This window comes from Streptomyces sp. AA1529 (assembly GCF_000280905.1).
Lineage (GTDB): Bacteria > Actinomycetota > Actinomycetes > Streptomycetales > Streptomycetaceae > Streptomyces.
In genome coordinates, this window is record NZ_ALAP01000019.1 from 15,748 (window position 1) to 42,480 (window position 26,733).

A 26,733-nucleotide genomic window follows, 5' to 3' on the forward strand; every position below is an offset into this window, starting at 1 on the left:
CTGGGCTCACTGCTCTCCCCGGTCGTCTCGCTGTCCCCCATGATGGGCAGACGTGAACGAGCGCCCCAGGCCTCACACGGGCGTCGGAACAGGGGGACGACATGAGCAGTCGGTTGCGCAGGCTGGTGGTGGACGGGCGGGAGTTCACCTGGTCGGGCCGCATCCTCCAGGTGGCCGGTGAGCGCGACTGCCACAGATGTGTCCGGCTCCGCATCTGGGGCGCGGGGAGGAACAGCCGGGCCCTCCAGGCGGATCTGTTGTCCAGGGCGGTCCTGCCGTGGGGCTGTGCGACCGACTCCGAATATCCCCACCCAGCCGACGTACGAAAGGTCATCGAGTATGCGCTGTCGCGCGGTTGGGACCCCGTCCCAGCGGGTGGAACATTCTTCCTGAGCGAGGCAGAACACGGATCGGCGTTCGAGTCGGACCGCTTCCTGCTCACCGACCGCCTCCGGGACGCTGCAGCACCGGACCCGACCACCCGGGTGCTGCGCGCCTTCGACGAAAAGCGCACCGGCTCTCCCGGCACCGATTCACCCGGCACCGGCTTGCCCGGCACCGGCGCCCAGCGCTCGTCCGAGGACCGATCCGGCTCCACGGCCCCGGCCCGGGACAGCGGGAGCCCCGAGTTGTAGAGTGCTCTCTTCGCCAGGCCCCCTGCGCGGAGTCCCACCGGCAGGTCGCTTCATGTCCCTCCCTCCTGACTCCGATCCGTACACCGCGTGGCGGCACGCGGTGGCGGAGGCCGACCGGGTCTTCGCCTCGCCTCCCGCACTCGACCGTCCGGTGGACGGCTGTACGTACTGCACCCCGGAATCGGAGCTGCACATCCTCGGCGGCGAGCCCGCTGCCGTGCCGGACGATCTCCTCGGGCACTTCCTGCGTGAGGTCCCCAGCCACTGGGAGGCCGACCAGTACCCCGTCCTGTGGCGTCGCCTCATGCCCCGCGCGCTGCGCTACTGGGGACCGGACGGGCACGGCGCAGATCCCTCGGAGGAGCTCGGTCGTCTCGGCCGGCTCGGTGCCGGATTCGCCGACTGGCCGGCGCCCGAACGTGCCGCTGCGGAGCAGGCCTTCCGCGCACTGCTGGCCATCGCTCTGGTCGACGGTCGTCCCCCTTCGGACCTCACCCAGCTCGTCGAGGGAATCGCGCATGCGACGGAGGGTGTGGAACCGTGGTTGGCTCACCTCGCCGGGCTTTCCGGACCAGCGGCGGATGCCGGGCTCGTCCGTCTCGCTCTCGACTGGGCGACCGAGCTCCTCTGGGAGGAGTTCGAGTTCACGTGGTGGCACGAGGGCGATCCCCAGGTGGTTGCCGCCTGGCTTCCCACGCAGCGACCCCGCATCGCCGCCTTTGCCCGGCGTCATCCGAGGTGCAAGACCGCGGCGGACGCGCTGATCGCCGTAGACCGCCTCCGGGCCGGTGGCCACAGCCCATGGCTGTACCCGTACGGAATGAACGAGTTGCTCGGCCTGGTCCCATGAAACCGAGGGCGGAGCACCCGCGACACGTCGTCCGACCGGGTGGCCGGCGCCGGACGCGACGGCATGGCCGGATGAGCTGACGCGCCGGGCCGCCCGGAGGAGTGCGTGGGCCGCTCCCGGTCGCGCTCCGGGACGGTGGCCGCGGCACCTCCGGCTGCCCGGATCCCCGGACTGCCCGACGCCGATGTCGGCAACGGCTCCCGGCCGCAGTGGAACGGTTCGGGTGTCCGCATGCGTCGTCCCTCTCCAGGGCACGGCGGTTGTGCCCCGGAGAGGGGAACCGGGTGGATACAGGTGGCTTCGCCAAGTGGACAAGGCGGTTCGAGGACGAGCACGCGCGCCGGCAGGCGCTGGGCGATCCGGACTGGGAGCAGGGCGCGACGCTGCCGCCGGCGGTGTGGACCAGCATCCAGCGCTTCCAGGTCGGCGAGGACGGTGACGGCGCCAACCTGATCGGCAAAGCGGACCAGGCCGGCGACCCCGACTACGGGCAGGCGGTGCGGCTCTTCATAGCCGAGGAACAGAACCACGCCCGTCTCCTCGCCAGGCTGCTGACGGCGGGAGGCGTGGCGACGCTGCCCGGACACTGGAGCGACGTCGTCTTCGTACGGTTGCGGCGTCTCCTGGGCCTCCGTACCGAACTGCTGATGCTGATGATCGCGGAGGTGGTGGCGCTGCGCTATTACCGCGTCCTCCGTGACGGCACCGACGACGCGCTCACCTCGGAGGTGGCGGGGCGGATCCTGGCCGACGAGCAGCGCCACGTCCCCTTCCACTGCGAACGACTGCACGCCTCCCTGGCCGAGCTGCCCCGGCCGGTGCGCCGCCCGACGATGGCCCTGTGGCGGCTTCTGCTGCGCGCGGTCTCTCTCGTCGTCGTCGCCGACCACGGTTCGGCACTGCGCCGACTCGGCATCAAGCGGATGCGGTTCGTCGCCGATGTCATGGCCTCGTCCCACGAGGTGGTCTCCGCAGTACTGTCGCCCCGCCCGGATGCCTGGACGAATGCGGGCTGACAACAGTCACGACCGCGCGGGAATCGGGACCGGCGCGGTGCGACGACCACTCCTCCGGGGCCCGCCCCCCTTCCGGAACCGGGGAATCACGTGCAGTCGCCCCCCGAGGGGTGGTTCCCCTGCCCTTGCTGCGGACACCGGATGTTCGGCGAGATGGGGGGATACGAGATCTGTTCCGTGTGCTTCTGGGAGGACGATCTCGTGCAAGTGCGCCGGCCCTCGATGGGCTGGGGGGCGAATGCCGTCCCGTTGATCGTGGCCCAGCAGAACTACCGGCGATTCGGCGCGATGGAAGAGCGGTTCCGCAAGAAGGTGCAGCAGCCGAAGGACGACGAACCGCTCGATCCGGGCCGGCGGCCGATCGACCCCACGCGGGACTCCTTCGAGGACACAGGCAGCAGCGCGCCGTGGCCCGAGGACCTGACAGCGCTCTACTGGTGGCGTCCCACCTTCTGGCGGCGCAGCCGGCGGCCGGCGGCGGACCCCGGACAACCGGCGCCGGCAAAGCCCACGGCGTGGTGCTGCTGCTCCCGGACGTCGCGCACGCCGACCGGAACTCCCGGCTCCGGCCGGTCGACCTGGACAGCGCCGGCGTCCCGGGGCAGAACAAGCCCCATGCCCGCCCGCGCTTCCGCCCGCGGCCCCCGCTCCTCGACGTCGACGGAGACGGCTCTCTCGACGTCGCGGCCACCACCACGTACGACCCCCGGCACTTCTGGCTGCTCCCCGGCTCGGCCGCGGGCCTGAACACCGAGGCCGCCCGGCGGCTCTCCCGAGAGGATCTGGGCGTCCCGCGCTGAGTGCGTCGGCGGGCAGGTCCCGCGGCGGGTGAGGTGAGCAGGGCGTGTATGCGGCAGGACTGGTGGTCAGCCGGCAGGGTTAGAGGTGTGCCGCTTGTTGGCGAGGAAGCGGGCCTTCTTCTCACGGTTCCCGCAGGTGTTCATGTCGCACCACCTGCGGGTGCGGGATCGGCTGGTGTCGAAGAATGCGGCCCGGCACGTCGGTGATGCGCACAGGGCCATCCGCCCTTCTCGCTCTCCCGAGATGATGCTGACCGCGTCGGCGGCGATCACGCTGAGCGCGTCTTCCACGTGAGCGGAACGCAGCTGCCACAGCTGGCCACCCGAGGAGTCGAGGATCGGCGAGGCCGCGCCGCGCGTACTGCAGTCATTGATGACGCGGACGGCCGCGGGGGGAAGCGGATCCTGGTTCGCGGCGGCGGTGGCGGCCGCATGAATGGATTCCCGCAGTTCTCGAGCACGGTCGAGCTGGGATTCGGTGCAGGAGTCGACCGTGAGTCCGTTGCCCTCCAGCCAGTCCACGAGTCGGGACGGCACGGGGATGCGCTCCAGTCTCTCGCCGCAGCGCTCCGTCAGAGTCGCCGTGAAGCTGGTCGCCAGCACCTTGCCAGGGCGGAACTCAGGGTAGTGCGCGACAGACATGGAACCATCTTCGCTGGTTCCGTCTCGATATACAAGTCCCGGCGGCTGCGCGACGGGCGTGGAACCACCTGACCTGGTTGCGGCCTGCATCGCGGGCACGCCGGAACCGCCACACCCGGTTCCAGGTCGACTCGGAGAGCTCATGACGGTCCTCGCCCCTGCACGGCCCGCCGTCCCCCGGAAGATCCTCTTCCCGCTGCTCCTCATCCCCGTGTTCCTCGGCGGTTTGGACTCGACGCTGTTCCACTCCAATGCCTATGACCTGCCCGTGCCGGCCGATTCTTGGCGCCTGCGGTTCATCGACGGATATGCGACAGCGCTCGCCGCGAGCGCTGTCCTCGGCTCCCGTCATCGAGTCCCGCTCGATCATGACGCACGCTCCCGCGAGGTGCCCGGCCATCCGGCCTCCCCCGGTCAGCAGGTCAGCACTGTGCCGACCGGTCCGGTCCGTGCGAGGGCTTCGAGTGCCCGTGAGCGCGGCGGGGGCGCCTGCCGCGCTCACGGCACCGTTCGCTTCAGGGGGTGGCGCCGGGAAGGGCCGTTTCGCGGCGGAGGGCCTGGAGGGTTTCGCGCTCGCGCTCGATGTCGCGCTGCTTCGCCGCGAGCCGCTCGGCCTGCTCGGCGAACAGCCGCTCCATCTCGCCGTTGCGTTTCTCGGGCGGCGCGTCCAGGCAGGGCAGCACCTGGTCGATGGTGCTGCTGCCCAGGCCCGCCGCGAACAGGTGCTGGATCATCACCACGCGGTCCACCATCGACGGGTCGAAGTCCCGCCATCCGCCCGAAGTGCGCTCGGAGCGGATCAGACCGTGCTCCTCGTAGTACCGGAGAGAACGGCTGCTCACCCCGGTTGCCTCCGCCAACTCGCCTATCCGCATGGCTCCTCCTGGCCGCCCGTCGAGTAACCGGGGCCGGCGGCGTTGCACCTGACACCGGTGTGAAGACCGAAGGTACAGGCACGGCGCACACAAGGTACGCCGGAGGAAAGCGGAGGCGAACATGGCAGCAAAGATCCACATCTGGTCCGACTACGTCTGCCCGTTCTGCCTGATCGCCGACGAGCTGATCGAGCGGGCAGTGACCGACCTCCCGGAGGTCGAAGTGGTGCACCACCCCCACGAGCTGCGCCCTCGCCCCACGCCCACCCTGCGCCCGGAGGACCCGTACCTGCCCGAGATCTGGAACCGTGCCGTCTACCCGATGGCCCGGCACCACCGGATCCCGATGCAGCTGCCCAGCGTCTCCCCCCAGCCCTACACCGAACTCGCCTTCCGAGGCGCCCAGTACGCCCAGGAGCACGGCCGTGGACACGCCTACCACCAGCGTCTGATGGCGGCCTTCTTCCGGGAGGACCTCGACATCGGGGACCGGGCAGTCCTGGCACGCCTGGCCGAAGAGGCCGGCCTGGACCCGGCCGGCTACACCCAGGCCCTGGACGACGAGTGGTACGCCGAGCGGCACCGGGCGGCCCTGGCCGAGTCGGCACGGCAGAAGATCACCGTCGTACCGACCCTCGTGATCGGCGAGCGGCGCATCGAAGGCGTGGCCACCGAAGGGGTCATCCGCCGCGCCCTGGAAGACCTGGCCGTGTCATGAACGAACCCACCCGTGCCCCATGGGACCTGATGACCAAGGCCGTGGAGCTCTGCATCCAGCATGTCGACTCCGGCGGGCCCCCCTTCGTCGGGCAACTGCTCCACTCCGACGGCCAGGTCTCCGCACCCGGCGTGAATCTCGTCCTGGAAACCGGCGATCCCACCGCCCACGCCGAGATCACCGCGATCCGGCAGGCCGTGCGCGAGTACGGACCCGCCGGGATCCGGGGAGCCGTACTCCTGGCGACCGGTGAACCCTGCGGCATGTGCTACCGCTTCGCCGCCGCCCACGGCATCGCCGAGGTCCACTACGCGGTGGGCCGCGACACGGCTGCCGCATGGGGCTTCGACTACCGGTCCGGATACCCGAGCGGCGGGACCGAGCCGCTTTCCCTGGAGCGGGATGCCCGGCAGCTGCCCGTGAGGCGGGCGCTGGTGCCCTTCACCCGCTACCGCGCCCTGCACCACCCCGCGTCCATCTGACGCTTCTGAACCACTCCGTGAACCACACATCCGGAAGGACCCGTCATGCACTGGCTCTACCTCGCCATCGCCGTCGTCTTCGAGATCGCCGTGGCCGTCTCCGCGGGCAAGGCCCAGGGCTTCACCCGCCTCGGCTGGTCGGTCGCCACGCTGGTCAGCGGCGGCATCGCCACCTACGTCCTGAGCCTGGCACTGATCACCTTCGAGGTCGGGGTCGGCTACGCGATCTGGACCTCCGCCGCCGGCGTCGGGATCGTCTTCCTGGGAGCCCTCTTCTTCGGCCAGCGTTTCGACTGGCGCAAGCTCCTCGGGATCGCCGCCGTCATCGCCGGTGTCGTCGGGCTCCAGCTCACCGGTACCGCCTGATCCCCTCCACGGGGCCCACCCCACTTCGTTGCCACACACGCCCGAGAGGAACCCCCATGTCCACCGCCACCGCCACCACCGCCGCCACCACAACCGCCACCACAACCGCCACCGCCGCCACCGTCGGTCCGAGCCCCGCCGCCGCAGCCGGCAAGCGCACCCGGGCCTGGCTGGTCCTCCTGCTCGCCGGAATCCTCGAAGTCGGCTACGCCCTCGCGGTGGGCGGCAGCCAGGGATTCACCATCCTGTCCTGGTCGATCGTCGCGGTGGTGTTCTTCCTGCTCACCCTGCTGGCCCTGAGCATCTCCCTGCGCACCATCGACGTCGGCATCGGCTACGCGGTGTGGGCCGGGATCGGCGCCGTCGGAGCCGCCCTGCTCGGCCCGGTCTTCTTCCCCGAGACCCTCACCCTGGGCAAGGCCGCCTGGCTCGCGCTGATCATCGGCGGCGTCGTCTGGCTGAAGCTCTCCGACCGGCCCACCGCCGAGTCCACCGAGCGGTAGAGCAGCAGTGGGACCCCGCCGCCATCACGGCGCGGAAGGTCCTCCCGTACGAGCCGCACCCCAAGACCCGGCCCTTGCCCCAGGGACCGGGTCGGGCCTCTGCCTGGAGGGGCGGGACAGGACAAAGCCATGCGTTCTTCAAGGGAACCCTGCTTCCGCGCAGCGACCTCCTGGGCAAGCGGCCTCACCATGCAGGAGCCGTTGACCTTCGACGAACCGGTGCTGCTCAGCTCCCCACGGGCCGTAGGCGCCTGCCAGCGGCCGCAGAGCTACCGCTACTCGAGGATTGAAGACCTGCGCCAGGCAACCGAAGCCTCACCCTTCACGAGCGCAGCCGTGCGTTGGTTGCTGACCTGGGTCTTCGTCGTGGAGCGGGCGACGGGAATCGAACTTGCGCTCTGAGTTTGGGAATCACGGGATGGTCGACCGGGTACCTCGCTGACCAGCGCAAAGGAGCACTGGCAGCAAGCTGCCGGGTTGCCGCAGCACCGTCGTTGACCGTTGTTCACCGCCCTGCCTGGTGTCTGGTGCGGAACTCGGCGCACTGCCGACCAATGCGCCCCAGGGGCCAGTGCCTCGAAGCAGGATCTGTTCACTTACCAGAGGTCGGAGAACGGGGGGATTACTCGAGTGATCGCGATAAGGCGCAGACGGGGGAGGGGCAGCGCGTAGAACCAGCCGTCGACGAGCAGCGGGATGCGCCGCACCCCGCCTGGCACGCCCCGTCGCGGTCCTTGACCGAGATCCGTGACGTCAACGCCGACCTCGGCCAGTGCAACTATCTCCCGCGAGACGTTCAACCTCGGCAACCACCTGCGGAGGCAGACCCGACACCACATGCTCGGCGTCCGGGTCATACTCCCAACGCCATGGGTCCCGATCGCTCACGCCGCTCCCTGCTCCTGGTCGATGCCGGCTTCAGCGCATGCTGCGTCAAGGATGCGACCGATCTCCGCCGCGAGTTCGCGCGCCTCGTGGATGTCGTCGGTCTCGGCCGCACGGTTTTCCAGCGCCCGCAGACGGGCGGCTCGGTCCGGGTGGCGCTCGACGGCCACGTAGACCGCCCACTGCCCGGCGAAGCGACGCATGGGTGCCGCGCTCACCTGCTCTCGGGACTGCCGGAGTGCCGCGGCGCGCTCGTCATCAAATGTCGGCAGTGCGTCTGGGGCGATCAGCGCGAGAGCAGCACGCAGTTCCTCAGGCGTGCTGGCCGGCTGGGCGATGCGGTGAGCTTCCGGATCACTGTCGGCGATGTCGTGCATCGGTTCTTCGGGCTGCGTGGTCATCGCGGTCTCCAGTGAGGATCGACAGGTCCGCTGTGCGCCCTACGGTACGTGTTCGTCCCTCTCATGCGCATGGAGGTGTGCCTGTCCACTTCAGCTCACTCGGCGGGCTGCTGACCGCCGCCACCTTGACGGCGGCAAGTCGTCTTGACCGAGAGGGGAGGCGTTGGTCTGCGCGGCGTGGCGAGGCGACCGGTCGGCATACCGAGCGCCTGATCTGGCAGGCAGAGGTCTGGACATGAACAACCCCCAGGTCGCTGACCTGGGGGTTGGCGTTGGAGCGGGCGACGGGAATCGAACCCGCGCTCTGAGCTTGGGAATCAGCGGTGCTTGAGTCTCCGGAAGGGTCCTGACCTGCACTTTCCTGCGAGGAGGCTGGGGGTGCCACGGTCTCTGGAGGCTGTACCTGACCGCTGTCGTCCGCTCTGCTGGGCACGGATGGGGCACGGGAGGGCGATACAGCGGACCCTGCCAGGGGGTGCGCTCGGGGTGGGCCGGCGCGTCAGAGAGGGATGACGCGGACTTGGTTGCCGCAGAGCTGGGTCATGTCGTCGCTGTCGGAGGTCAAGAGGGCGACAGGTTTCGGCTGACGCAGGGCGACCTCGGCGACCGTGGCGTCGATGGCGTACCTGTGTTCGTGCAGTCCGGCGTCTTCGAGTTGTTCCGCTGCTGCTGGCGCCGCTTGTTCGGTCACCGGCTCCAACTTGACGCGGGACAGGGCCCATTTCAGGCGAGGCATGTTGGTGCGTGAGTGGCTGACTTCCACGATGGTGTTGGCTCCGATCACGAGATCGGCTCCCATGTCGTGGAAGACCTACAGCATCGCGAGAAGCTTGCGGTCCTGCGCGATCCAGGCGGAGAGCCCTTCCGAGTCCAGGACGACGGTTTCTATGCGCTCGCTCACGCGGCGTCCGCGCCCTCGGAGGTGCCGGCGGGGCCGAAGATCTTCCCGCGCGCCTCGGCGAGCTCCTCGTCCCTGAAGGGGCCGTGCTCCTCCTCATGCCGGCGGAGGTCGTAGCCCAGGAGCTGATGCCGGATCTGGCGCGCTACGGCTTCAGCCACCCAGTCGGAGACGTTGTCCGTGAGAAACCCGAACACTTCCTGGCCTTCACAGCGATCGCCACCAGCCTCCGCACCGACCTCTGAGCTGCTCTGATTTCGGTGAAGCTCCTTCGCCAGGGTTACGATCCTGGCGAAGGGGAACCAGTCCGCCTGAGTCAAGCCCACCGGATCTACGAAATTCGGGGCAGCTCAGACGCCGTTCGAGTCGTCCGATCCCGGGTGCGATGAGTGTGGTGATGTCAAATTTTGGCCACGTCATGGATCACATGAACCACAGCGAACGTGTCAGAGGACAATATCGGCGACGCGCAGGATCTCGTCGATGTCGTCGCTGGTCGGGTTGAGGATCAGTTCGTCTGCTCCGATCGCCTCGAACTCGCTGACGGTTTTCCTGATCACGTCCGCTCCTCCGCTCACCGCGGATGCGATGAAACCAGCGGTGTCCGCTCCTGCGGTGGAGTAGTAGTCGTAGACGTTCGCCCGGCCAGCCTCGATGTCCGCGACCGCGTAGTAGGCGATAGCGACCAAATACGGAGAGCCCCCACGTCCGGCTTCCTTCCACGCTGTACGCACGCCGTCGAAGGCACCGGCGATCATGTGTGCCGGGACCGACGCACCGATATAGCCACGGCCGGAGCGTGCCACGCGGTCGTACGAAGCCTGGACCATGCCGCCGAAGAGCAAAGGCACCTCACGGCTGCCCCGGGGCACCAGCGGGTTGTCACAGCCGGCGGGAGTCTCGCCCCGCCACACGCTCTTGTATGTCTCGATATCACGGTCGAGCCGCTTGCCCGTCCCGCGCGGGCCCAGGCCCTCCACTACGAAATCGTCGGGCCGCCCCCCAAGGCCGATACCGAGGGTGAATCGGCCGCCCGAGACACCGTCGATACTCTGCGCCTCCTTGGCCAGCAGATGGGCAGGCCATACCGGGCCGAGGAGGACGTTGCTGATGAGCCCGATCCTATTGGTGGCACCTGCCGCCGCTGCGAGCGCGACGGTGTCCATCACTCCCGGGTAGGCGACACGGCCCACACTGCCCAGGGAGGCGAACCCTGCTTCTTCGGCGCGCCGTGCCCACTCTGGAATGGCCTCCGCTCTCACATCGCGTATCTGATTGGGGATTCCGATACCAATTTTCATGGGTCGTGTTCTTTCTGCGAATGGTCAGTGCGTCGGAGGGTCGTGCGCTTACCGCAGAGATTGCACTTGCGGAGCGTGCTGTTCATTCGGTGGTTCGGGGGTGTTGAGCGGTGTGAGACGCCCGGTGGCCAACCTGAGGAGAGAACCGGGGGGGGCGCCGTGTCCGGTCTTATAGATGTCCGCCGTCGACGGACAGGTCGATCCCGTTGGCCAGCCGGTTCTCCAGCAGGAACCGGCAGGCGTCGACGATGTCGGCCATGCGGCCGAGCTCGCCGGTCAGCGTCTCCGAGCGGAACTGGACCAGAGTGTCGGCCAGTTCCGGTCGACTCTGCCAGAACGGGCTGTCGCCGATCGGTCCGGGGTGGATCGCGTTCACCCGGACCGGCGCCAGCTCGATGCTCAGCGTCCGCACCATCCCGGTCACGGCGGCGTTGACGGCCGTCAGGGTCGTCGAGCCGGGGTACGGGTAGTCCTTGGCACCGCCGCCGAACAGCAGCACCGCCGCGTTCGGCGCCAGGCGTTCGGCCAGAGCGGCTATGACGGCCGTGTACCCGACGACCTTTGTCACGGCCAACTGGCTCGCGGTCGTTATGTCGAACCCGGCCAGAGTGTTGCGGTCGCGGACCATACCGACCAGGACGAGCCGGTCGACCTGCTCGACCGGAGCGAGCGCCACGGCGACGGTCTCCGGGCGGCTGAGGTCAAGCGCCAGGCCGGTGACCACGCCCGGACAAGCCGGGCCATCGCCGTTGGCGACGGTCGGTGGATGCCCGGCTACCGTCGCGGCGGTCTCCACGACCTCGGCGGTCAGTTCTGCGGCTACGGTCTCGGCCCGCTTGGCCTCGCGCCCGGTGACGACGACGTTCGCGCCGTCGCGCAGATAGGCGGCGGCCAGTTCCCGGCCGGTGCCCTGTGTGGCGCCGATGATGAGGACGTTAACCAACTCGTGTTCACCCTTCCGTTGGGGGATGAGGATCGATGGGGCCTTGGCTGCCGAGTGCATGGGCAGGGCACTGCGTGGATTGCGAGAAGCCGGGCTGGTCCTCCCTTTCTGAAGCCGTGTTCAGCGTCTGAGCTGGTCGCGTTCGGTGTTGCTCCCAGGGCGTCCGGTGGTCCCGCCGGCGTCGTGGCGAGCGGCGGGGCGCCGGTTCTTCGAGCAGGACGGCCTGCCGGGGCCGCACCAATTGAGTTTTGGTGCACGGGCCGGACAGGGCAGGCTTGGGCGGAGCTTCCCGAGCCCCCGCCGGTCCCGGGCCGGGGCGAGCCTGCCGGGCCCGGCAGGCTCCTCCCGTGGACAAGCGGATCAAGAGCAGAGAGGCACGTTGCTCTGCGAGAACACGGGCCCGCGCCGCGTCCGCTGTCGTCGTCGATCAGCCGGTGCCGAGGTCTGAATCCCGGCTCGCGGAAACCAGGCGCTCATGGTGGTTCCGATAAAGACGGGTCCCGAGCGGGCGGCCGGCATGCCAGACGACAGCGGGAACGGCGGCGCGCAGGAGCTGGGCCTGCTCCTCGCTCGCCCCGTGCAGGGCCATGCCCAGCATCAGCAGGCGCTGCGAGAAACGCACTTTACCCAGGGACGCCTCGACGGTCGTCTTCCACTCGCGTTCGGTCAGGTGGCGATCGATGAGCGGCAGAATACGCTGCTCCTCCAGCGCCAAATGCTCATACAGCCCCGGCAGTAGACGTTCCGCGACGGCGGCGACGGCATCCCGGTCGGACGCGTCGGCGGTGGCCTGCCAGCGCCGGCCGTTCGCGGCGAGCGTCTTCAAGTCCTTGTCTATGGAGGTGTGCTGCTGATCCATCGCCTCGATGAGGGGCCCGACGTCATCGGGGCAGCGCTCCCGCAGCCGGGGCCACACATGGTCGTCCTCGCTGGTGTGATGGGCATGCAGGAAGTCGACCATCATCAGTACGTGGCCGGCGACGACGTCAGTGCCCCGCGCATCACCGGCCGGCACACCCACGATCAGCGCGGGCAGAGCGCCGAACTCTCTCCGCATGGCGTCGTGCGCGCCGATCATGTCGCGGCTGTCAGCCATCTTTGCGTTCTTCTCGGTGTGCATGGGAGAAGTTTTGAGGCCGTACCTTTCAAACCGCATACAGCACGGATACCGCGCAGTCCTCACCACGTTGCCGCCGCCGGTGACATGGGCTTACATGGTGCGGTGCTGACGTTCGCGGTGCTGGGTCCGCTCGAAGTCCGTGCGGGTGATCGTCCGGTCCACGTCGGGGGCCGGATGCCCCGTAGGCTACTGGCGATCTTGGTCGCTGGGGACGGCCGACCGATCTCGGAGGACAGCCTGGCGGAAGGGTTGTGGGGTGACCGCCAGCCACGCAACCCTGCGGGCGCCTTGCAGGTGTACGTCTCGCGGCTCCGCCGGGTGCTGCCGGGCACGGCGTTGCAGCGCTCCGCCGGCGGCTACCGGCTCGTTCCCGTCGGCACCGACGTCGAACAGTTCCGTGGCCACCTCGTCCGCGCCCACGCGCTGGTGGCCGACGACCGCCAGGTCGAGGCACACGAGGCTTTCGAGGCGGCGTTGGGGTTGTGGCGCGGGACACCGTACGAGGACTTGGGCGACGACGAGTCGACGGTGGCGATCCGTGCCGCTTTGCTGGAACAGCGTGACAGCGCCCAGGAGGAGGCCGCCGCGTCGCTGCTGGCCTCCGGCAACCACGCCGGTTCCGTGGCCAGGCTCGAACTGCTGGTGCACGCCGCTCCGTACCGCGAACGGCGTTGGCAACTGCTCGCGCTGGCGCTCTACCGTTGCGGACGCCAAGCTGACGCTCTCAACGCGGTGCGTCGCGTGCGGACCTTGCTGGCCGAGGAACTGGGTGTCGACCCGGGACCGATGTTGCGGCAGCTCGAAAGTCGCATCCTGTCCCAGGACCCGGTCCTGGCGGCGGCCACCGGCGCCCCGGCAGTGAAGCCCAAGGACCGGCCGCTGTCGTCGTTCATCGGCCGCGACGCCGATCTGACGCTGCTGAGCCGTCTCGTCGGCCTGCACCGGCTCGTCACCGTCGTGGGGCCCGCCGGATCGGGCAAGACCCGTCTGGCCGTGGAATGGGCAGGGCGGGACGCGGTCGTCCGGCTCGCCGATGTAGCCGACCCCGCCCACCTGGTCTCAGCGGTCGCCGCGGCGACCGGCGTCACCGGGTTCACCGGGGACCTGTACGAGGCACTCATCAAGCGGCTGCGCCGGTACGGGAAAGCTCTGGTACTCGACAACTGCGAGCACCTCGGCGGCGAGGTGGCCCAGGTTGTCGTCGACCTGCTCGACCGGATCCCCACGTTGAGTGTGGTGGCCACCAGCCGCAGCCCGCTCGGCGTCGACGGCGAGCACAGTCTGCCGCTCGGGCCGCTGGCCGCCGACGACGCCGTGACGCTACTGACCGATCGCATCCGCGCGGGCCGCCCCGGCTGGACCGAGCAGGACGCCGACCGCCAGGATCTGGACCGCCTCGCCAACGCACTGGACCGTCTGCCGCTGGCCCTGGAGCTGGCGGCGGCGCGGGTGCGGACCTTCGGCGTACGGGGGCTGATCGAGAACCTGGACGACCGTTTCACCGTGCTGGGCAGGATCCCGCACAGCAAGATGACCCCCCACGCGACGTTGCAGGAGGCCGTCGCCTGGAGTTTCGACCTCCTGTCCGGTGAGGAGTACGACCTCGCGGTGCGGCTCTGGCCTTACGAGGGCGGCTTCCCCTTGGAGGCCGCGGGCTCCGCCGGTGGTCTTGGCACACTCGTCTCGCTGGTCGACCAGTCCGTGGTCACCGCCGAGACCGGCGGCAGCACGGCGCGCTACTGGATGCTGGAGACGATCCGGGCGTACGGCCGGTCCGTGGACGGAGATCCGGCGGCGACCCGGGCTGCTCATGCCCTCTGGGTCCGCGAGCTGGTCGCCCGAGCCGAGGGTGACCTGCAGGGCGTACGGTCCGCGACCACGATGGCGGCGCTGCGTCTGGAATTGCCGAACCTGCGCGCGGGGCTCGCACACGACCTGACGTATGCCCCGGTCGAGGCATTGCGTACGGCCGCGCGGCTCATGTGGTTCTGGATCCGCAGCGGCCTGCTTGCCGAGGGCAACCGGACGCTGAGCGCGGCCCTCGCCGCAGCGCCGGACGCGCCGCTCGGCGACATCGTGCGTGCCAAGACCTCCTCGGCTGCCCTTTTCTACTTCACCGGCGACGTCACCACGGCGCGTCACACGCTGTCCGAGGCGAACTTGGCGGTGGCCTCGGAACCGAGGTATCGAAGCTTGCTCGCCGAGGTCCGCTACTACCAGGCGCTGGTCCAGTTGCCGGGAGGCGACCCGGTGGTCGCGCTGGCCGCCTCGGCCGAGGCGCACGCCATCGCCACCGAGACGCAGACCACCTGGCTTGTCGCGGCGACCGCGATGGCGTGGGGCGCCGCCCTCGTCATGGCCGGCCGGATCGCCGAAGGCCGGGACCGGTTGCAGGCCGCGGTGCAACTCGCCGACGCATCCGGGCTCGTCTGGACGGCCGCGCTCAGCGAGCTGATGCTGGCCCAGACCCTGGTCGACGCGAAGGGCAGCGAAGCGTTGCCCCTGCTGCGGTCCTCGCTGCGGCGCTTCCTCGTCGAAGGAGACCTGAGCAATCAGCTGGCCGTGCTGCACAACGGGGCCCTGGTCCTGGACGCGGCCGACGACGCGGCCGGCGCCGCGCTGCTCCGCGGCGTCGTCCATTTTCACCAGGCGCACAGCGACATCCGACCGGCTGGCACCTTTCTGCAGTCGACCGTGCCGCAGGGCTGGTACGAAGGCGCGCCGCCCTCCCAGCCGGCAGCGCTCAACGATGCCCTTGCCGTCCTGAGCGCCTCGGTGCGCGCTGTGTGACCGCTGCGACCCGGGTGTATGGATGCCCGGCCAGGATCAGGTGGGGAGCGGTTCACGGCCCGTACTACGTCGACACCCATACCAGCTTTATGGCATGCGAATGGCACGCCGCCCCTGAGAGGTCTAGACAACGCTGAAGCCCCAGATCATTGACCTGGGGCTTCATATAAGAGCGGGCGACGGGAATCGAACCCGCGCTCTGAGCTTGGGAAGCTCATGTTCTACCATTAAACTACGCCCGCGAGGAGCCGGATATGGGCTGGCTCGTCGTCGGACACTCTACCTCATGGCGGACCCCGGTCGCATACGGCCTGGGTCTTTCTGCTGTTCCGGGGGGCGCAGGGGCGCAGGGGTGTCGGTGCGGGTGGCGGTGGTGTCGTCCGGTCTTCGTCGGCCCGGTTCGCCGGTGCTGTTCCGTCGTTGTCGTCGCGGGGTGTCCGCGGCTCTTCGGTGTGCCCGGAATCGTGCCCGGAACCGTGTCCGCAGCTGTGGTCCGGGCGTGTTCCGGGGGGTGATCCGGGCGGCTCGGCGGGCGAGTTGAGGGGCGTACGGTGGGGGCGGAGTGCCGGGCGTCGGAGCGTCGGACTCATCCCCTAACGTGGCTTTTGTCGTCCACGCATCCATGTGACTGGGGAGAGGGAAGCGATGGAATCCACTGTCGTCCGGTGTGCCGAGGGGCATGTTTTCAGCACCACGACGTTCCCGATGCAGCAGCTCGGAACCTCCCGGATCGGCCCTGGGCGGTTGTTGCGCTGTCCCCAGTGCGGGCGGCTGCGGCAGGCGGTGCCCGTGGTGCGGCAGCGGAAGGGATGAGGGTGACGGCGTCCTCCTCCGAGGGGGCGCTCAAGTGCCGCGGGGCCGGTCCGATTGGGCCGGCCCCGTCTCGTGCGCGTAGTCTCGGCCCGTGCTTCTCTCAGACAAGGACATCCGGGCCGAGATCGATGCCGGCCGGGTGCGGATCGATCCCTACGATCCGGCCATGGTGCAGCCCTCGAGTGTGGACGTGCGGCTGGACCGCTACTTCCGGGTGTTCGAGAACCACCGGTATCCGCACATCGACCCCGCCGTCGAGCAGCCCGATCTGACGCGGCTGATCGAGGCCGAGGGTGACGACCCGTTCATCCTGCATCCCGGGGAGTTCGTGCTGGCGTCCACCTACGAGGTGATCACGCTGCCGGAGGACGTGGCCTCGCGCCTGGAGGGGAAGAGTTCGCTGGGGCGGCTGGGGCTGCTGACGCATTCGACGGCGGGCTTCATCGATCCGGGGTTCTCCGGCCATGTGACGCTCGAGCTGTCCAATGTGGCGACGCTGCCCATGAAGCTGTGGCCCGGTATGAAGATCGGCCAGCTGTGTATGTTCCGGCTGACGACTCCCGCGGAGTTCCCGTACGGCTCGGCGCGCTACGGCTCCCGCTACCAGAATCAGCGCGGGCCCACGCCCTCCCGCTCGTATCTGAACTTTCACCGGACTCATGTCTGAGGCGGATCCGCGGCCGAGCGGCCTGCCGGGTGCCCGGCCGGGCACCCGGTCGAGCAACTGAGGGACGAGAGAGCAGAGGGCCACCTGTGAGTGACGAGCAGGCGCACGAGCGCGAGAACCTGACCTACAGCCTCTTCGGGCAGGCCATCCGGGAGCTGGCGCAGCGGGTGGCCGACGACGGGTACGAGCCGGACATCATCCTCTCCATCGCCCGCGGCGGGCTCTTCGTGGCCGGTGGCCTGGGCTACGCGCTCGATGTGAAGAACCTTCATGTGATGAATGTCGAGTTCTATACCGGTGTGGGGGAGACGCTGGCCATGCCGGTGATGCTGCCTCCGGTCCCCAACGTCGTCGACCTCAGCCGGAAGAAGGTGCTCATCGCCGACGACGTCGCCGACACCGGCAAGACGCTGAAGCTGGTGCAGGACTTCTGTGCCGAGCACGTGGCCGAGGCGCGCAGCGCGGTCGTCTACGAGAAGTCCCATTCCCTGGTGAAGTGCGACTACGTCTGGAAGCGGACGGACCAGTGGATCAATTTCCCTTGGAGTGTTGAGCCTCCCGTGATCCGCCGGGAGGGTCAGGTTCTCGACGCCTGAGGGCGGGTCGGGAGGCCGGCGGGGCCGGTCAACTCCGCCGCGATGGCGGCGTGTCGAGGGTGAGCGCCGTGCGGTGGGGCCCGCACGGGTGGTTCCCTTCTCCGGTACTTGCGGGTAGGTACCGCTGGTAACAATGTTGCCGGCCGTAGGGAGACCACCTGATGGCGCGTAGGAGATCCGCGACCGCGCTCGCGGCGGCTCTGCTCATGGTGTGCGGAGGTGCGGGCGCGGCGGCTGCCGCGCCCACGAGCGGGGCGGTCGCGAGCGGGGCCGCCGCGAAGGCGGACGCCCGTGTGAGTACGCCGCTGCCGCCCGAGTTGGAGAAGATCCGGGCGGCGGAGGCCCGGGAGCTCTACGGCAGCCCGGAGGAGCGGCCGCCGGACGAGCGCAGCACGAGCCTCATCTCGCTGGGGGACAGCGAGATCTCCGGGGAGGGTGTCGGCACCTACGAGCCGGGCACCAACGGCCCGGACAACTGGTGCCACCGGTCGCCCGACGCGGCCGTACACCGTACGGGCATCGACGCGGACGTGACGTACAACGTGGCCTGCTCCGGTGCGAGCACCCGGAACATCCGGATCGGCGGCACCAAGCAGTACGCCGACGAACTGGTGCAGAGCGACAGCCTGGCCATCAAGGCACGCAACACGCGGCTCAAGCAGATCATGCTCGTCGTCGGGGCCAACGACGACCTGCAGTTCGGGCCGGTGATGACCGACTGCGTCACCCGCTATCTGACCTTCCAGGGGCGGTGCGAGCCCAAGTACGACCCCGGCTGGCAGGACCGGGTCGACGGTCTGGTGCCCAAGGTCGAGCAGACCGTGGGCGACCTGCGGACGGTGATGCGCGACGCGGGCTACGCGGACGACGACTACCAGCTCGTCCTGATGGCCTACCCCAGTCCCATCGGTCCGGACATCAAGGACAACCCCAAGTTCCCCGGCAAGCTGGTCGGCGGCTGCGTCGGCTACACCAGCGACGCCGCCTGGGGCCGCAACACGGCGGTGCCGAAGTTCGAGAAGGGCATCAGGGCGGCCGCCGCGCACACCGGGGCCGACTTCCTGGACGCCTCCCGGCTCTTCCACGGCCATGAGGTGTGCATGGAGAACACCTGGGCCCGCGGGCTGTACGTGGACCTCACCAACCCGTTCCCGCCGGACTCCAACTCGGTCCGCCAGTCCTTCCACCCGAACGTACGCGGGCACGGCGCGTTCGCCGCGTGCTTCACGGAGATGTACCGGGCCGGGCAGCAGGGTGTGCGGGAAGCCTCCTGCGCGGATCCCGCCGGCCGCGGCGAGCCGAAGCTCTACCGGCTCGCCTGGGACGACGCCTTCGGGCCGCTGCGGAACGAGGGCACCGGGAGCTGCCTGGACGCCGACGGGGCCGCGAGCGCGGTCGGCACGGATGTGCGCGGCTGGGCCTGTGGTGCGGCGGACAAGCGCAACCAGCAGTGGTGGTACGACGCGCAGGGCAAGGCGCTCTACGCGGGCCAGACCCATGACCGGTGCGTGCAGAGCGACGGCGCGGTCCGGGACGGGGCGGGGCTGGAGCTCGGCAACTGCTCCGGGGCCGGCGCACAGCAGTTCGTGCGGAACGGTTCCACGTTCCGGCCCGCCGGGGACACCGGGTTGTGTATGACGCTGCCGGGTGCCGAGGAACGGGCGCGGCTCGCCGCGTGCGACGGGTCGGCGGCGCAGCGGTTCGCCGGTTGAGCCGGTTGAGCCGGTCGGGCTGGTGAGCCGCGGCGGTGCGCCGGGCGAGCCGGCGCGCTGATCAGCCGCTGAGCCGCTGAGCCGGTGAGCCGTCGCCTCGTGCGGCGGGGTGGCTCCGCGGTGCCGGGGCATCATGTGCGGAGGGGCGTCCCGGGTCGGGGCGCCCCTCCCTGTGTGCGCCATGCGGCATGTGCGCGATCCCCTGTGCGCGCGCTGCGACCGGCGGCCGGGATTCGCGGGTCCGGGCCGTCTACAGCGTGCCCAGCTTGATCAGGAACAGCAGGGCCAGCAGCTGGATGGCGGAGGCGCCGAGGGCCTTGGGCCAGGGCAGGTCGTGGGAGCGGCTGACCATCGAGGTGAAGAGGAAGCCGGCCGCCACCCAGGTGACCCAGCCGACGGCCTGGACGACGGTGGCCGTACCGCCCAGGAACAGGGCGAACAGCAGTCGCGGTGCATCCGTCAGGGACATGATCAGCATGGCGAGCCCCACGGTGGGCTGCCACGAGCCGTCGCCGCCGAACTGCCGGGCGAGCGTGTGGGTGACGGCGCCCAGGATCAGCCCCGCGAACACCACGGCCACACCGGTGATCAGCACATAGGGGACGGCCTGCGAGAGCGTGGTGTGGAGGACGTCCTCGCGGGCCTGGTCGAGGCCGAAGACCGCGAGCAGCCCGTAGACGAACGTGACGATCAGCGCGGGGGCCCACACCGCGTAGTCGCGCATCTGCCAGAACGTCGGGTTCGGGCGCAGCACGATCCCGGTCAGCAGGTCCTTCCAGTGCAGCCGGGGTCCGGCCGGCGGGGCGGGGGCGTTGCCCGCGCGGTACGTCGCGCCGTCGGGGTATCCGTAGCCGTCCGGACCTGGGCCGCCGCCGGGACCGTAGGAATCGGGGCCGGGGCCGCCGTACGGGTCGTGGATGCTGAACGCCTGGGTGTTGCCGGGGTTGTTGGCGTGCGGGTCCTGCCCGTGCCAGCCCTGCGGGGCACCGGGCTGTCCGCCGTGCGCACCGGGACCGGGACCCGGACCGGGCCCCGGACCGGGGCCGTAGTTCTGCGGCGCGCCGTAGCGCGGCTGCGGGTCACCGAAGTACTCCGGCTCGCCGTGCTGCCCGCCGCCTTGCCAGGGGCCGGGTGCGGGCCCCGGCCCGGGGCCTGCACCCGGCCCCTGCGGGTACGGCGAACCCGGGGGGTGCTGCGGGTACTGCCCATGCTGCTGCGCGCCCCGGGAGTCCCGGCCGCGTCCGCTCCTGAAACCAGCCACGCGATCGAACGTACCGTGTTCCGCGGGTCACGTGTGCCACGGCCGGGCGAGATGGCCGGACATCGCTGCTGACCTGTGACATCCCCTAGGGGAACCGGCTGGCGTGCCCCCTTCCGAGGGGGGAGGCGGCCCGGCCGGGAGGGATCCGGGGAGGAGGGCGCGCTCCTCCGCAAGGAGGTCGGCCCGGAAGGAGGTCGGCCCGGAGGGAGGTCGGCCGGGAAGAACGTCGGCCCGCAAGGAGGTCGGTCCGGAGGGAGGTCGGTCCGGAAGGAGGCCACCGCCGGAGGGCGGTGACTTCTCCGGGAGGCGGTCCCTCCCGGGAGGGGATCAGCCGGGGAGCGGGGTCACTCTCCCGGGAGGCGGACGGCGAAGGTGACGACGGCGCCCTGACCGGTTCCGCCGGCCACGGTCAGCCGGTCGGTCACCAGCCGGGCCAGCCACAGGCCGCGTCCGCTGGTGGCGCCGTCCAGGCCCGGCAGCAGTTCGGGGATGACGTCCTCCGTGAAGCCGGGGCCGGAGTCGGCGACCTGGCATTCGAGTTCCCCGGCCAGGTGGCGCAGGACGAGTTGTCCGCCGCCGCCCGCGTGCTCGACGGCGTTGGTGGCCACGGCGTCGACCGCGACGACGAATTCGCCCCTGCGGGGTTCGCCGAGCCCCGCCGACGCGGCCCGGGCCTCGACCTCGGCACGCAGTCTGGGCAGGTCGCGGAGGGTGAAGTGCAGTCGGCACAGCAGCTCGGGCGTCAGCATGGGGCACCCTCCCGCGCCGTCTGCCGGGGGACGGGCCCGGTGGTGAAACGGGCGCCCGGGCGGCTCGGGGTGACCGTGCGCGGGCCGGGGTCCGGCGGCCGGCCGTTTTCGGCCGGTCCGTCCTGGGCCGTACGGCCCGGGGCCTCGCGGTCCGCCACCTGCTGCTCCTCCTCGCCTGTCCTGCCGCTCCGCTCCGCGTGCGTGCGGTTAGGAGGCTAGGCCCGGTACGCGGTGATGGGTATACCGCGACCGCGGTTTGGCTCGTGTGGTGCGTTAACTGATCGCATTTGACCACGACTTGCCGGAAAACGCGCAACGGCCGGCCCCGTGGATACGGGACCGGCCATTGCGAGGGTGCGAAGCGCCCGGTTCAGGCCATCCGGGCTACGAGGCGGGCTCCGGCTCGGGCTCCGGGTCCTTCTCCGTCTCGCCGTCGGCCGCCGGCGGCTCGCCGGGTGTCCTGACCGAGTCCAGCAGGAGCTGGGCCACGTCCACGACCTGCAACGCTTCCTTGGCCTTGCCGTCGTTCTTCTTGCCGTTGACCGAGTCGGTCAGCATGACGAGGCAGAACGGGCAGGCCGTGGAGACGATGTCCGGGTCGAGGGAGAGCGCCTCGTCCACGCGCTCGTTGTTGACCCGCTTGCCGATGCGCTCCTCCATCCACATCCGGGCGCCGCCGGCGCCGCAGCAGAAGCCGCGCTCCTTGTGCCGGTGCATCTCCTCGTTGCGCAGGCCGGGCACCCGGCCGATGATCTCCCGGGGCGGGGTGTAGACCTTGTTGTGGCGGCCGAGGTAGCAGGGGTCGTGGTAGGTGATCAGCCCCTCGACCGGGGTGACCGGCACCAGCCTGCCCTCGTCGATGAGGTGCTGGAGCAGCTGGGTGTGGTGGATGACCTCGTAGTGCCCGCCGAGCTGCGGGTACTCGTTGGCCAGCGTGTTGAAGCAGTGCGGGCAGGTGGCGACGATCTTCTTCGCGGACTTCGGCTTCCGCGTCGCCGGGTCCACCTCGCCGTCCTCGCCGAGGGACTCGCCGAAGGCCGCGTTCAGCGTCCCGACGTTCTCCTCGCCGAGCTGCTGGAAGAGGAACTCGTTGCCCAGCCGGCGGGCCGAGTCACCGGTGCACTTCTCGTCGCCGCCCATGATGGCGAAGTTGACGCCCGCGATGTGCAGCAGCTCGGCGAACGCCTTGGTGGTCTTCTTCGCGCGGTCCTCCAGGGCGCCGGCGCAGCCGACCCAGTACAGGTACTCGACCTCGGTCAGGTCCTCGATCGTCTTGCCGACGATCGGCACCTCGAAGCCCGCGTCCTGCTGGATCTCCTTGGTCCACTCCAGCCGCTGCTTCTTGGCCAGGCCCCAGGGGTTGCCCTTCTTCTCCAGGTTCTTGAGCATCGTCCCCGCCTCGGAGGGGAACGCGCTCTCGATCATCACCTGGTAGCGGCGCATGTCGACGATGTGGTCGATGTGCTCGATGTCGACGGGGCACTGCTCGACGCAGGCGCCGCAGGTGGTGCAGGACCACAGCACGTCCGGGTCGATGACGCCGTTCTCCTCGGCGGTGCCCACCAGCGGGCGCTCGGCCTCCGCCAGCGCGGCCGCCGGGACGTCCTTGAGCTGCTCCTCGGTCGCCTTCTCCGCGCCCTCCATCGTCTTGCCGCCGCCCGCCAGCAGATAGGGGGCCTTGGCGTACGCGTGGTCGCGCAGCGACATGATCAGCAGCTTCGGCGAGAGGGGCTTGCCGGTGTTCCAGGCGGGGCACTGCGACTGGCAGCGGCCGCACTCGGTGCAGGTGGAGAAGTCGAGGATGCCCTTCCAGGAGAAGTCCTCGACCTGGGAGGCGCCGAAGCGGACCTCCTCGGCGTCCTCGTCGCTGTCGTCCAGGGCCGTCTCGAAGTCGATGACCTTGCCGCCGGACATCATCGGCTGGAGCTCGCCGAGCGACGTGCCGCCGGTGGCCTCCCGCTTGAACCAGATGTTGAAGAACGCCAGGAACCGGTGCCAGGCCACACCCATGTTGGTGTTCAGACCGACCGTGATCATCCAGATCATGGTCGTGCCCAGCTTGATCAGCGCCCAGAGGTAGACGAGGTTCTGCAGCGTGCCGGTGTCGAGTCCGTCGTAGGCCGCGACCAGCGGGTAGGAGAGGAAGTAGGCCGGCTCGTAGCCGTCCACGTGGTGCAGGGCGCCTTCGAGGCCGCGCAGCATCATGATGGCCAGGCCGATGACGAAGATGACGTACTCGACGAAGTAGGCCTGGCCCATCTTCGAGCCCGCGAAGCGCGACTTGCGGCCCGCGCGGGAGGGCAGGCTCAGCAGCCGGATCACCATCAGGACGGCGATCCCGACGGTGGTCGCGAAGCCGATGAACTCGATGTACATCTCGTACGGCAGCCAGCCGCCGATGACCGGCAGCGTCCAGTCGGCCCGGAAGAGCTGGCCGTAGGCGTTGACGATGGTCGGCGGCAGGGTGAGGAAGCCGATCGCCACGAACCAGTGGGCGACGCCCACCACGCCCCACCTGTTCATCCTCGTGTGTCCGAGGAACTCCCGGACCAGCGTGGCCGTTCGCTGCTTGGGGCTGTCCTTGCGGGTACCCGCGGGCAGGGGCTGGCCGAGCTTGACGAAGCGGTAGATCTGCGCAATGGCGCGGGCGAACAGCGCAACGCCGACCGCGGTGAGCAGCAGCGTGACGACGATCGCGGCGAGTTGCATAGCGGCTCCTCGGAGCACGGAGGCGGCGTTTACTAAGCAGTAACTTATCCAGTCCGTACGAGACTACCCACTTGTCGCCGCTCCCTGCACCGCGCACCCCGGTGATTTGCGTCGCCCCGCACGGGCGGGCCCGCTCCCGGGAGGATCTCCCGGCCCGCGGCGGGGGCGTCCGGGAGCCGGAGGGCCGGGGAGCCGTCCGCCCCGGGGTCGCGCGCCGCTCCGGTGCCCCTCCTGGGCGGGGGCTCGGGGCCTCCTCGGAAGCAGGCATGCGCGCACCGTAGTCATGGAGGTTGAGTCCGCTCGGCTCAAGCTTCTTGACGCATTCTCCCCGGTCGTGCACTCTTGAGTCAGCTTCACTCAAGACCAAGCTGGAGGAACCCGAAATGGCTCGTGCGGTCGGCATCGACCTGGGTACGACGAACTCCGTCGTCAGTGTTCTCGAGGGCGGTGAGCCCACCGTCATCACCAACGCCGAGGGCGCCAGGACCACGCCGTCCGTCGTGGCCTTCGCGAAGAACGGCGAAGTGCTCGTCGGCGAGGTGGCCAAGCGGCAGGCGGTCACCAACGTCGACCGGACGATCCGGTCGGTCAAGCGGCACATGGGTACCGACTGGAAGATCGGTATCGACGACAAGGAGTTCAACCCGCAGCAGATCAGCGCCTTCGTGCTGCAGAAGCTGAAGCGGGACGCCGAGTCGTACCTGGGCGAGAAGGTCGCCGACGCGGTCATCACCGTCCCGGCGTACTTCAACGACGCCGAGCGGCAGGCCACCAAGGAGGCCGGCGAGATCGCGGGCATGAACGTGCTCCGCATCGTCAACGAGCCGACCGCCGCGGCCCTCGCCTACGGGCTGGAGAAGGAGGACCAGACGATCCTGGTCTTCGACCTCGGCGGCGGCACCTTCGACGTCTCGCTGCTGGAGATCGGCGACGGTGTCGTCGAGGTCAAGGCGACCAACGGCGACAACCACCTCGGTGGTGACGACTGGGACCAGCGGGTCGTCGACTACCTGGTCAAGCAGTTCCAGTCCGGCCACGGCGTGGACCTGGGCAAGGACAAGATGGCCCTCCAGCGCCTCCGGGAGGCCGCGGAGAAGGCGAAGATCGAGCTCTCCTCGTCCACCGAGACCACGATCAACCTGCCCTACATCACCGCTTCGGCCGAGGGTCCGCTGCACCTGGACGAGAAGCTGACCCGGGCGCAGTTCCAGCAGCTCACGCAGGACCTGCTGGAGCGCTGCAAGACGCCGTTCCACAACGTGATCAAGGACGCGGGCATCCAGCTCAGCGAGATCGACCACGTGGTGCTCGTCGGCGGCTCCACCCGGATGCCGGCCGTCGCGGAGCTCGTCAAGGAGCTGACCGGCGGCAAGGACGCGAACAAGGGCGTGAACCCGGACGAGGTCGTGGCGATCGGCGCCAGCCTCCAGGCCGGTGTGCTCAAGGGCGAGGTCAAGGATGTCCTGCTGCTGGACGTCACCCCGCTGTCCCTGGGGATCGAGACCAAGGGCGGCATCATGACCAAGCTGATCGAGCGGAACACCACCATCCCGACCAAGCGCTCGGAGACCTTCACCACCGCGGAGGACAACCAGCCCTCGGTGCAGATCCAGGTCTTCCAGGGCGAGCGGGAGATCGCCGCCTACAACAAGAAGCTCGGCATGTTCGAGCTGACCGGTCTGCCCCCGGCACCGCGCAACGTCCCGCAGATCGAGGTCACCTTCGACATCGACGCCAATGGCATCATGCACGTCTCCGCCAAGGACCTGGGCACCGGCAAGGAACAGAAGATGCAGGTCACCGGCGGCTCCAGCCTTCCCAAGGAAGACATCGAGCGGATGATGCGGGAGGCCGAGCAGTACGCCGACGAGGACCACAAGCGCCGCGAGGCCGCCGAGACGCGCAACCAGGCCGAGCAGCTCGTCTACACGACGGAGAAGTTCCTCAAGGACAACGAGGAGAAGGTCCCGGCCGAGACCAAGTCCGAGGTCGAGACCTCGCTGGAGGACCTGAAGGAGAAGCTCAAGGGCGAGGACACCGCGGCCATCCGCGAGGCGTCCGAGAAGGTGGCGGCCACCAGCCAGAAGCTGGGCCAGGCCCTCTACGCCGACGCCCAGCAGGCCCAGGAGGGCGGCGCCGAGGGCGGCGCGGCCGGTGCGGGCAAGGCCGAGGGCGGCGCCGGTGAGGACGACGTCGTCGACGCCGAGATCGTCGACGAGGACCAGAAGCCCAAGGGCGGTGCGGCGTGACGGAGGAGACCGCGGGCTTCGGCAAGGAGTCCGACGTCCCCGCCGACGCCGGTGAGCCGAGTGACGCGGACCGGGCAGCCGCCTCCGACCAGGAGGCGGCGCCCGGGGCGCCGTCGGCCGGGGACGCCCAGCAGAGTGAGGGCGATGTGAGCGCACAGGACGTCTGGGAAGCGGAGGGCGGCGACCAGGAGCGGGCCGAGTCCGCCGAGGGCGCCCCGGCCTCCGAGCTGGAGGCCGCCCGGAAGGCCCTCCACGAGCGCACCCAGGACCTTCAGCGGTTGCAGGCGGAGTTCCAGAACTACCGCCGCAGGGTCGACCGGGACCGGGAGGCGGTCAAGGAGATCGCCGTCGCGAACCTGCTGACCGAGCTGCTGCCGGTGCTGGACGACATCGGCCGGGCGCGGGACCACGGCGAGCTGGTGGGCGGCTTCAAGTCGGTCGCCGAGTCGCTGGAGACGGTCGCCGCCAAGCTGGGGCTGATGCAGTTCGGCAAGGAGGGCGAGCCCTTCGACCCGACGGTGCACGAGGCCCTGATGCACTCCTACTCTCCGGACGTCACGGAGACGACGTGCGTGCAGATCCTGCAACCCGGGTACCGAATCGGCGAGCGGACCATCCGTCCCGCGCGGGTCGGCGTGGCCGAGCCGCAGCCCGGCGCCGCGGGCGGCAAGGGCGAGGCCGGTGCCGAGGCGCCGGCGGCTGAAGAGGAGAACGGTGGCCCGGACGAGGGCTGACCGCGTGCGGGAGGAGGG

Annotated in this window: 26 protein-coding genes, 1 tRNA gene and 1 pseudogene; 16 read left to right on the forward strand and 12 right to left on the reverse strand. The window is 69.7% G+C overall.

Annotation, left to right across the window (positions count from 1 at the left end):
* Positions 1 to 101: 101 nt before the first annotated feature.
* The 5 genes and pseudogenes from A949_RS32590 (at position 102) to A949_RS38880 (ending at position 3,301) form a co-directional block, all read left to right on the forward strand.
* The gene (locus tag A949_RS32590) at positions 102 to 635 is read left to right on the forward strand and encodes a hypothetical protein (protein WP_019355003.1); all 534 of its coding nucleotides are present in this window, start codon (positions 102 to 104) and stop codon (positions 633 to 635) included.
* A 52-nt stretch (positions 636 to 687) separates the two neighbouring features.
* Complete coding sequence (locus tag A949_RS35425) at positions 688 to 1,485, forward strand: hypothetical protein (RefSeq protein ID WP_019355004.1); 798 nt, start codon at positions 688 to 690, stop codon at positions 1,483 to 1,485.
* Positions 1,486 to 1,769: 284 nt separating this feature from the next.
* Entirely contained in the window at positions 1,770 to 2,501 is a 732-nt protein-coding gene (locus tag A949_RS0105490; protein ID WP_019355005.1) for a ferritin-like domain-containing protein, read from the forward strand.
* A 90-nt stretch (positions 2,502 to 2,591) separates the two neighbouring features.
* Positions 2,592 to 2,825: pseudogene (locus A949_RS39585) on the forward strand (CPCC family cysteine-rich protein); the annotation flags it as partial.
* A gap of 113 nt (positions 2,826 to 2,938) precedes the next feature.
* Positions 2,939 to 3,301 (forward strand): hypothetical protein, encoded by a 363-nt coding sequence (locus A949_RS38880; RefSeq protein WP_019355006.1) that lies wholly within the window; start codon positions 2,939 to 2,941, stop codon positions 3,299 to 3,301.
* Between the two features lie 66 nt (positions 3,302 to 3,367).
* On the opposite strand, the gene A949_RS0105500 is transcribed toward A949_RS38880, so the two are convergent.
* Together A949_RS0105500 and A949_RS0105505 are read right to left on the reverse strand one after the other, a co-directional pair.
* Positions 3,368 to 3,943: a CGNR zinc finger domain-containing protein gene (locus tag A949_RS0105500; RefSeq protein WP_019355007.1), complete on the reverse strand. Its 576-nt coding sequence runs from the start codon at positions 3,941 to 3,943 to the stop codon at positions 3,368 to 3,370.
* A 515-nt stretch (positions 3,944 to 4,458) separates the two neighbouring features.
* Positions 4,459 to 4,818, reverse strand: coding sequence for a MerR family transcriptional regulator (locus tag A949_RS0105505; RefSeq protein WP_019355008.1), 360 nt, complete (start codon positions 4,816 to 4,818; stop codon positions 4,459 to 4,461).
* 121 nt (positions 4,819 to 4,939) lie between these two features.
* Here A949_RS0105505 and A949_RS0105510 point away from each other — a divergent pair, with 121 nt between their 5' ends.
* The 5 genes from A949_RS0105510 (at position 4,940) to A949_RS32600 (ending at position 7,289) form a co-directional block, all read left to right on the forward strand.
* Complete coding sequence (locus tag A949_RS0105510; RefSeq protein WP_019355009.1) at positions 4,940 to 5,536, forward strand: DsbA family oxidoreductase; 597 nt, start codon at positions 4,940 to 4,942, stop codon at positions 5,534 to 5,536.
* Positions 5,533 to 6,018 (forward strand): nucleoside deaminase, encoded by a 486-nt coding sequence (locus A949_RS0105515; RefSeq protein WP_026004368.1) that lies wholly within the window; start codon positions 5,533 to 5,535, stop codon positions 6,016 to 6,018. The genes A949_RS0105510 and A949_RS0105515 overlap by 4 nt, the downstream gene beginning before the upstream one ends.
* A 45-nt stretch (positions 6,019 to 6,063) precedes the next feature.
* Positions 6,064 to 6,384, forward strand: a complete 321-nt coding sequence (locus A949_RS0105520) for a DMT family transporter (protein WP_019355011.1) — start codon at positions 6,064 to 6,066, stop codon at positions 6,382 to 6,384.
* A 56-nt stretch (positions 6,385 to 6,440) separates the two neighbouring features.
* Positions 6,441 to 6,887 carry a DMT family transporter gene (locus tag A949_RS0105525; RefSeq protein ID WP_019355012.1) on the forward strand — a complete coding sequence of 149 codons (447 nt, stop codon included), beginning with the start codon at positions 6,441 to 6,443 and terminating at the stop codon, positions 6,885 to 6,887.
* A gap of 201 nt (positions 6,888 to 7,088) precedes the next feature.
* Positions 7,089 to 7,289 carry a hypothetical protein gene (locus tag A949_RS32600; RefSeq protein ID WP_158687551.1) on the forward strand — a complete coding sequence of 67 codons (201 nt, stop codon included), beginning with the start codon at positions 7,089 to 7,091 and terminating at the stop codon, positions 7,287 to 7,289.
* 482 nt (positions 7,290 to 7,771) lie between these two features.
* On the opposite strand, the gene A949_RS0105540 is transcribed toward A949_RS32600, so the two are convergent.
* The 6 genes from A949_RS0105540 to A949_RS0105570 all read right to left on the reverse strand — a co-directional run bounded on the left by A949_RS0105540 (position 7,772) and on the right by A949_RS0105570 (position 12,435).
* A complete protein-coding gene (locus A949_RS0105540; RefSeq protein WP_019355015.1) occupies positions 7,772 to 8,173 on the reverse strand; it encodes a hypothetical protein in 402 nt (133 codons plus the stop codon).
* A gap of 499 nt (positions 8,174 to 8,672) precedes the next feature.
* Positions 8,673 to 8,972 carry a hypothetical protein gene (locus A949_RS0105545; protein WP_019355016.1) on the reverse strand — a complete coding sequence of 100 codons (300 nt, stop codon included), beginning with the start codon at positions 8,970 to 8,972 and terminating at the stop codon, positions 8,673 to 8,675.
* Between the two features lie 98 nt (positions 8,973 to 9,070).
* On the reverse strand, positions 9,071 to 9,268 hold the full coding sequence (locus tag A949_RS32610; RefSeq protein WP_019355018.1) for a hypothetical protein: 198 nt from the start codon (positions 9,266 to 9,268) through the stop codon (positions 9,071 to 9,073).
* A 249-nt stretch (positions 9,269 to 9,517) separates the two neighbouring features.
* Positions 9,518 to 10,372 carry an LLM class flavin-dependent oxidoreductase gene (locus A949_RS0105560; RefSeq protein WP_026004369.1) on the reverse strand — a complete coding sequence of 285 codons (855 nt, stop codon included), beginning with the start codon at positions 10,370 to 10,372 and terminating at the stop codon, positions 9,518 to 9,520.
* 169 nt (positions 10,373 to 10,541) lie between these two features.
* Entirely contained in the window at positions 10,542 to 11,315 is a 774-nt protein-coding gene (locus A949_RS0105565) for an SDR family NAD(P)-dependent oxidoreductase (protein WP_019355020.1), read from the reverse strand.
* A 427-nt stretch (positions 11,316 to 11,742) separates the two neighbouring features.
* Positions 11,743 to 12,435, reverse strand: coding sequence for a hemerythrin domain-containing protein (locus A949_RS0105570; RefSeq protein ID WP_019355021.1), 693 nt, complete (start codon positions 12,433 to 12,435; stop codon positions 11,743 to 11,745).
* A gap of 294 nt (positions 12,436 to 12,729) precedes the next feature.
* On the opposite strand from A949_RS0105570, the gene A949_RS0105575 reads away from it, so the two are divergent.
* Positions 12,730 to 15,225, forward strand: coding sequence for a BTAD domain-containing putative transcriptional regulator (locus A949_RS0105575; protein WP_019355022.1), 2,496 nt, complete (start codon positions 12,730 to 12,732; stop codon positions 15,223 to 15,225).
* A 171-nt stretch (positions 15,226 to 15,396) separates the two neighbouring features.
* Here A949_RS0105575 and A949_RS0105580 read toward each other — a convergent pair.
* Positions 15,397 to 15,467 (reverse strand) — tRNA-Gly (locus A949_RS0105580).
* Positions 15,468 to 16,129: 662 nt separating this feature from the next.
* Here A949_RS0105580 and dcd point away from each other — a divergent pair.
* The 3 genes from dcd to A949_RS0105600 all read left to right on the forward strand — a co-directional run bounded on the left by dcd (position 16,130) and on the right by A949_RS0105600 (position 19,013).
* Complete coding sequence (gene dcd, locus A949_RS0105590; RefSeq protein WP_019355024.1) at positions 16,130 to 16,705, forward strand: dCTP deaminase; 576 nt, start codon at positions 16,130 to 16,132, stop codon at positions 16,703 to 16,705.
* 86 nt (positions 16,706 to 16,791) lie between these two features.
* Complete coding sequence (locus tag A949_RS0105595; RefSeq protein ID WP_019355025.1) at positions 16,792 to 17,301, forward strand: phosphoribosyltransferase; 510 nt, start codon at positions 16,792 to 16,794, stop codon at positions 17,299 to 17,301.
* A 161-nt stretch (positions 17,302 to 17,462) separates the two neighbouring features.
* Positions 17,463 to 19,013: a ricin-type beta-trefoil lectin domain protein gene (locus A949_RS0105600; RefSeq protein WP_026004370.1), complete on the forward strand. Its 1,551-nt coding sequence runs from the start codon at positions 17,463 to 17,465 to the stop codon at positions 19,011 to 19,013.
* 250 nt (positions 19,014 to 19,263) lie between these two features.
* On the opposite strand, the gene A949_RS0105605 is transcribed toward A949_RS0105600, so the two are convergent.
* The 3 genes from A949_RS0105605 to A949_RS0105615 form a co-directional block, all read right to left on the reverse strand.
* The gene (locus A949_RS0105605; protein WP_019355027.1) at positions 19,264 to 20,274 is read right to left on the reverse strand and encodes a Yip1 family protein; all 1,011 of its coding nucleotides are present in this window, start codon (positions 20,272 to 20,274) and stop codon (positions 19,264 to 19,266) included.
* 344 nt (positions 20,275 to 20,618) lie between these two features.
* Complete coding sequence (locus tag A949_RS0105610; RefSeq protein WP_019355028.1) at positions 20,619 to 21,023, reverse strand: ATP-binding protein; 405 nt, start codon at positions 21,021 to 21,023, stop codon at positions 20,619 to 20,621.
* Between the two features lie 384 nt (positions 21,024 to 21,407).
* The gene (locus A949_RS0105615; RefSeq protein WP_019355029.1) at positions 21,408 to 23,732 is read right to left on the reverse strand and encodes a (Fe-S)-binding protein; all 2,325 of its coding nucleotides are present in this window, start codon (positions 23,730 to 23,732) and stop codon (positions 21,408 to 21,410) included.
* A gap of 383 nt (positions 23,733 to 24,115) precedes the next feature.
* Here A949_RS0105615 and dnaK point away from each other — a divergent pair, with 383 nt between their 5' ends.
* Positions 24,116 to 25,981, forward strand: coding sequence for a molecular chaperone DnaK (gene dnaK, locus A949_RS0105620; protein ID WP_019355030.1), 1,866 nt, complete (start codon positions 24,116 to 24,118; stop codon positions 25,979 to 25,981).
* Positions 25,978 to 26,715, forward strand: coding sequence for a nucleotide exchange factor GrpE (grpE, locus tag A949_RS0105625; RefSeq protein WP_019355031.1), 738 nt, complete (start codon positions 25,978 to 25,980; stop codon positions 26,713 to 26,715). Before dnaK ends, grpE begins: the two co-directional genes overlap by 4 nt.
* Positions 26,716 to 26,733 lie beyond the last annotated feature (18 nt).

Bases quoted from the DNA above. Each gene is read 5' to 3' on its own strand.
- A949_RS32590 (WP_019355003.1), top strand. From the start codon at position 102: ATGAGCAGTCGGTTGCGCAGGCTGGTGGTGGACGGGCGGGAGTTCACC.
- A949_RS35425 (WP_019355004.1), top strand. From the start codon at position 688: ATGTCCCTCCCTCCTGACTCCGATCCGTACACCGCGTGGCGGCACGCG.
- A949_RS0105500 (WP_019355007.1), bottom strand. From the start codon at position 3,943: ATGTCTGTCGCGCACTACCCTGAGTTCCGCCCTGGCAAGGTGCTGGCG.
- A949_RS0105505 (WP_019355008.1), bottom strand. From the start codon at position 4,818: ATGCGGATAGGCGAGTTGGCGGAGGCAACCGGGGTGAGCAGCCGTTCT.
- A949_RS0105510 (WP_019355009.1), top strand. From the start codon at position 4,940: ATGGCAGCAAAGATCCACATCTGGTCCGACTACGTCTGCCCGTTCTGC.
- A949_RS0105515 (WP_026004368.1), top strand. From the start codon at position 5,533: ATGAACGAACCCACCCGTGCCCCATGGGACCTGATGACCAAGGCCGTG.
- A949_RS0105520 (WP_019355011.1), top strand. From the start codon at position 6,064: ATGCACTGGCTCTACCTCGCCATCGCCGTCGTCTTCGAGATCGCCGTG.
- A949_RS0105525 (WP_019355012.1), top strand. From the start codon at position 6,441: ATGTCCACCGCCACCGCCACCACCGCCGCCACCACAACCGCCACCACA.
- A949_RS0105540 (WP_019355015.1), bottom strand. From the start codon at position 8,173: ATGACCACGCAGCCCGAAGAACCGATGCACGACATCGCCGACAGTGAT.
- A949_RS0105545 (WP_019355016.1), bottom strand. From the start codon at position 8,972: ATGGGAGCCGATCTCGTGATCGGAGCCAACACCATCGTGGAAGTCAGC.
- A949_RS0105560 (WP_026004369.1), bottom strand. From the start codon at position 10,372: ATGAAAATTGGTATCGGAATCCCCAATCAGATACGCGATGTGAGAGCG.
- A949_RS0105570 (WP_019355021.1), bottom strand. From the start codon at position 12,435: ATGCACACCGAGAAGAACGCAAAGATGGCTGACAGCCGCGACATGATC.
- A949_RS0105600 (WP_026004370.1), top strand. From the start codon at position 17,463: ATGGCGCGTAGGAGATCCGCGACCGCGCTCGCGGCGGCTCTGCTCATG.
- A949_RS0105610 (WP_019355028.1), bottom strand. From the start codon at position 21,023: ATGCTGACGCCCGAGCTGCTGTGCCGACTGCACTTCACCCTCCGCGAC.
- A949_RS0105615 (WP_019355029.1), bottom strand. From the start codon at position 23,732: ATGCAACTCGCCGCGATCGTCGTCACGCTGCTGCTCACCGCGGTCGGC.
- dnaK (WP_019355030.1), top strand. From the start codon at position 24,116: ATGGCTCGTGCGGTCGGCATCGACCTGGGTACGACGAACTCCGTCGTC.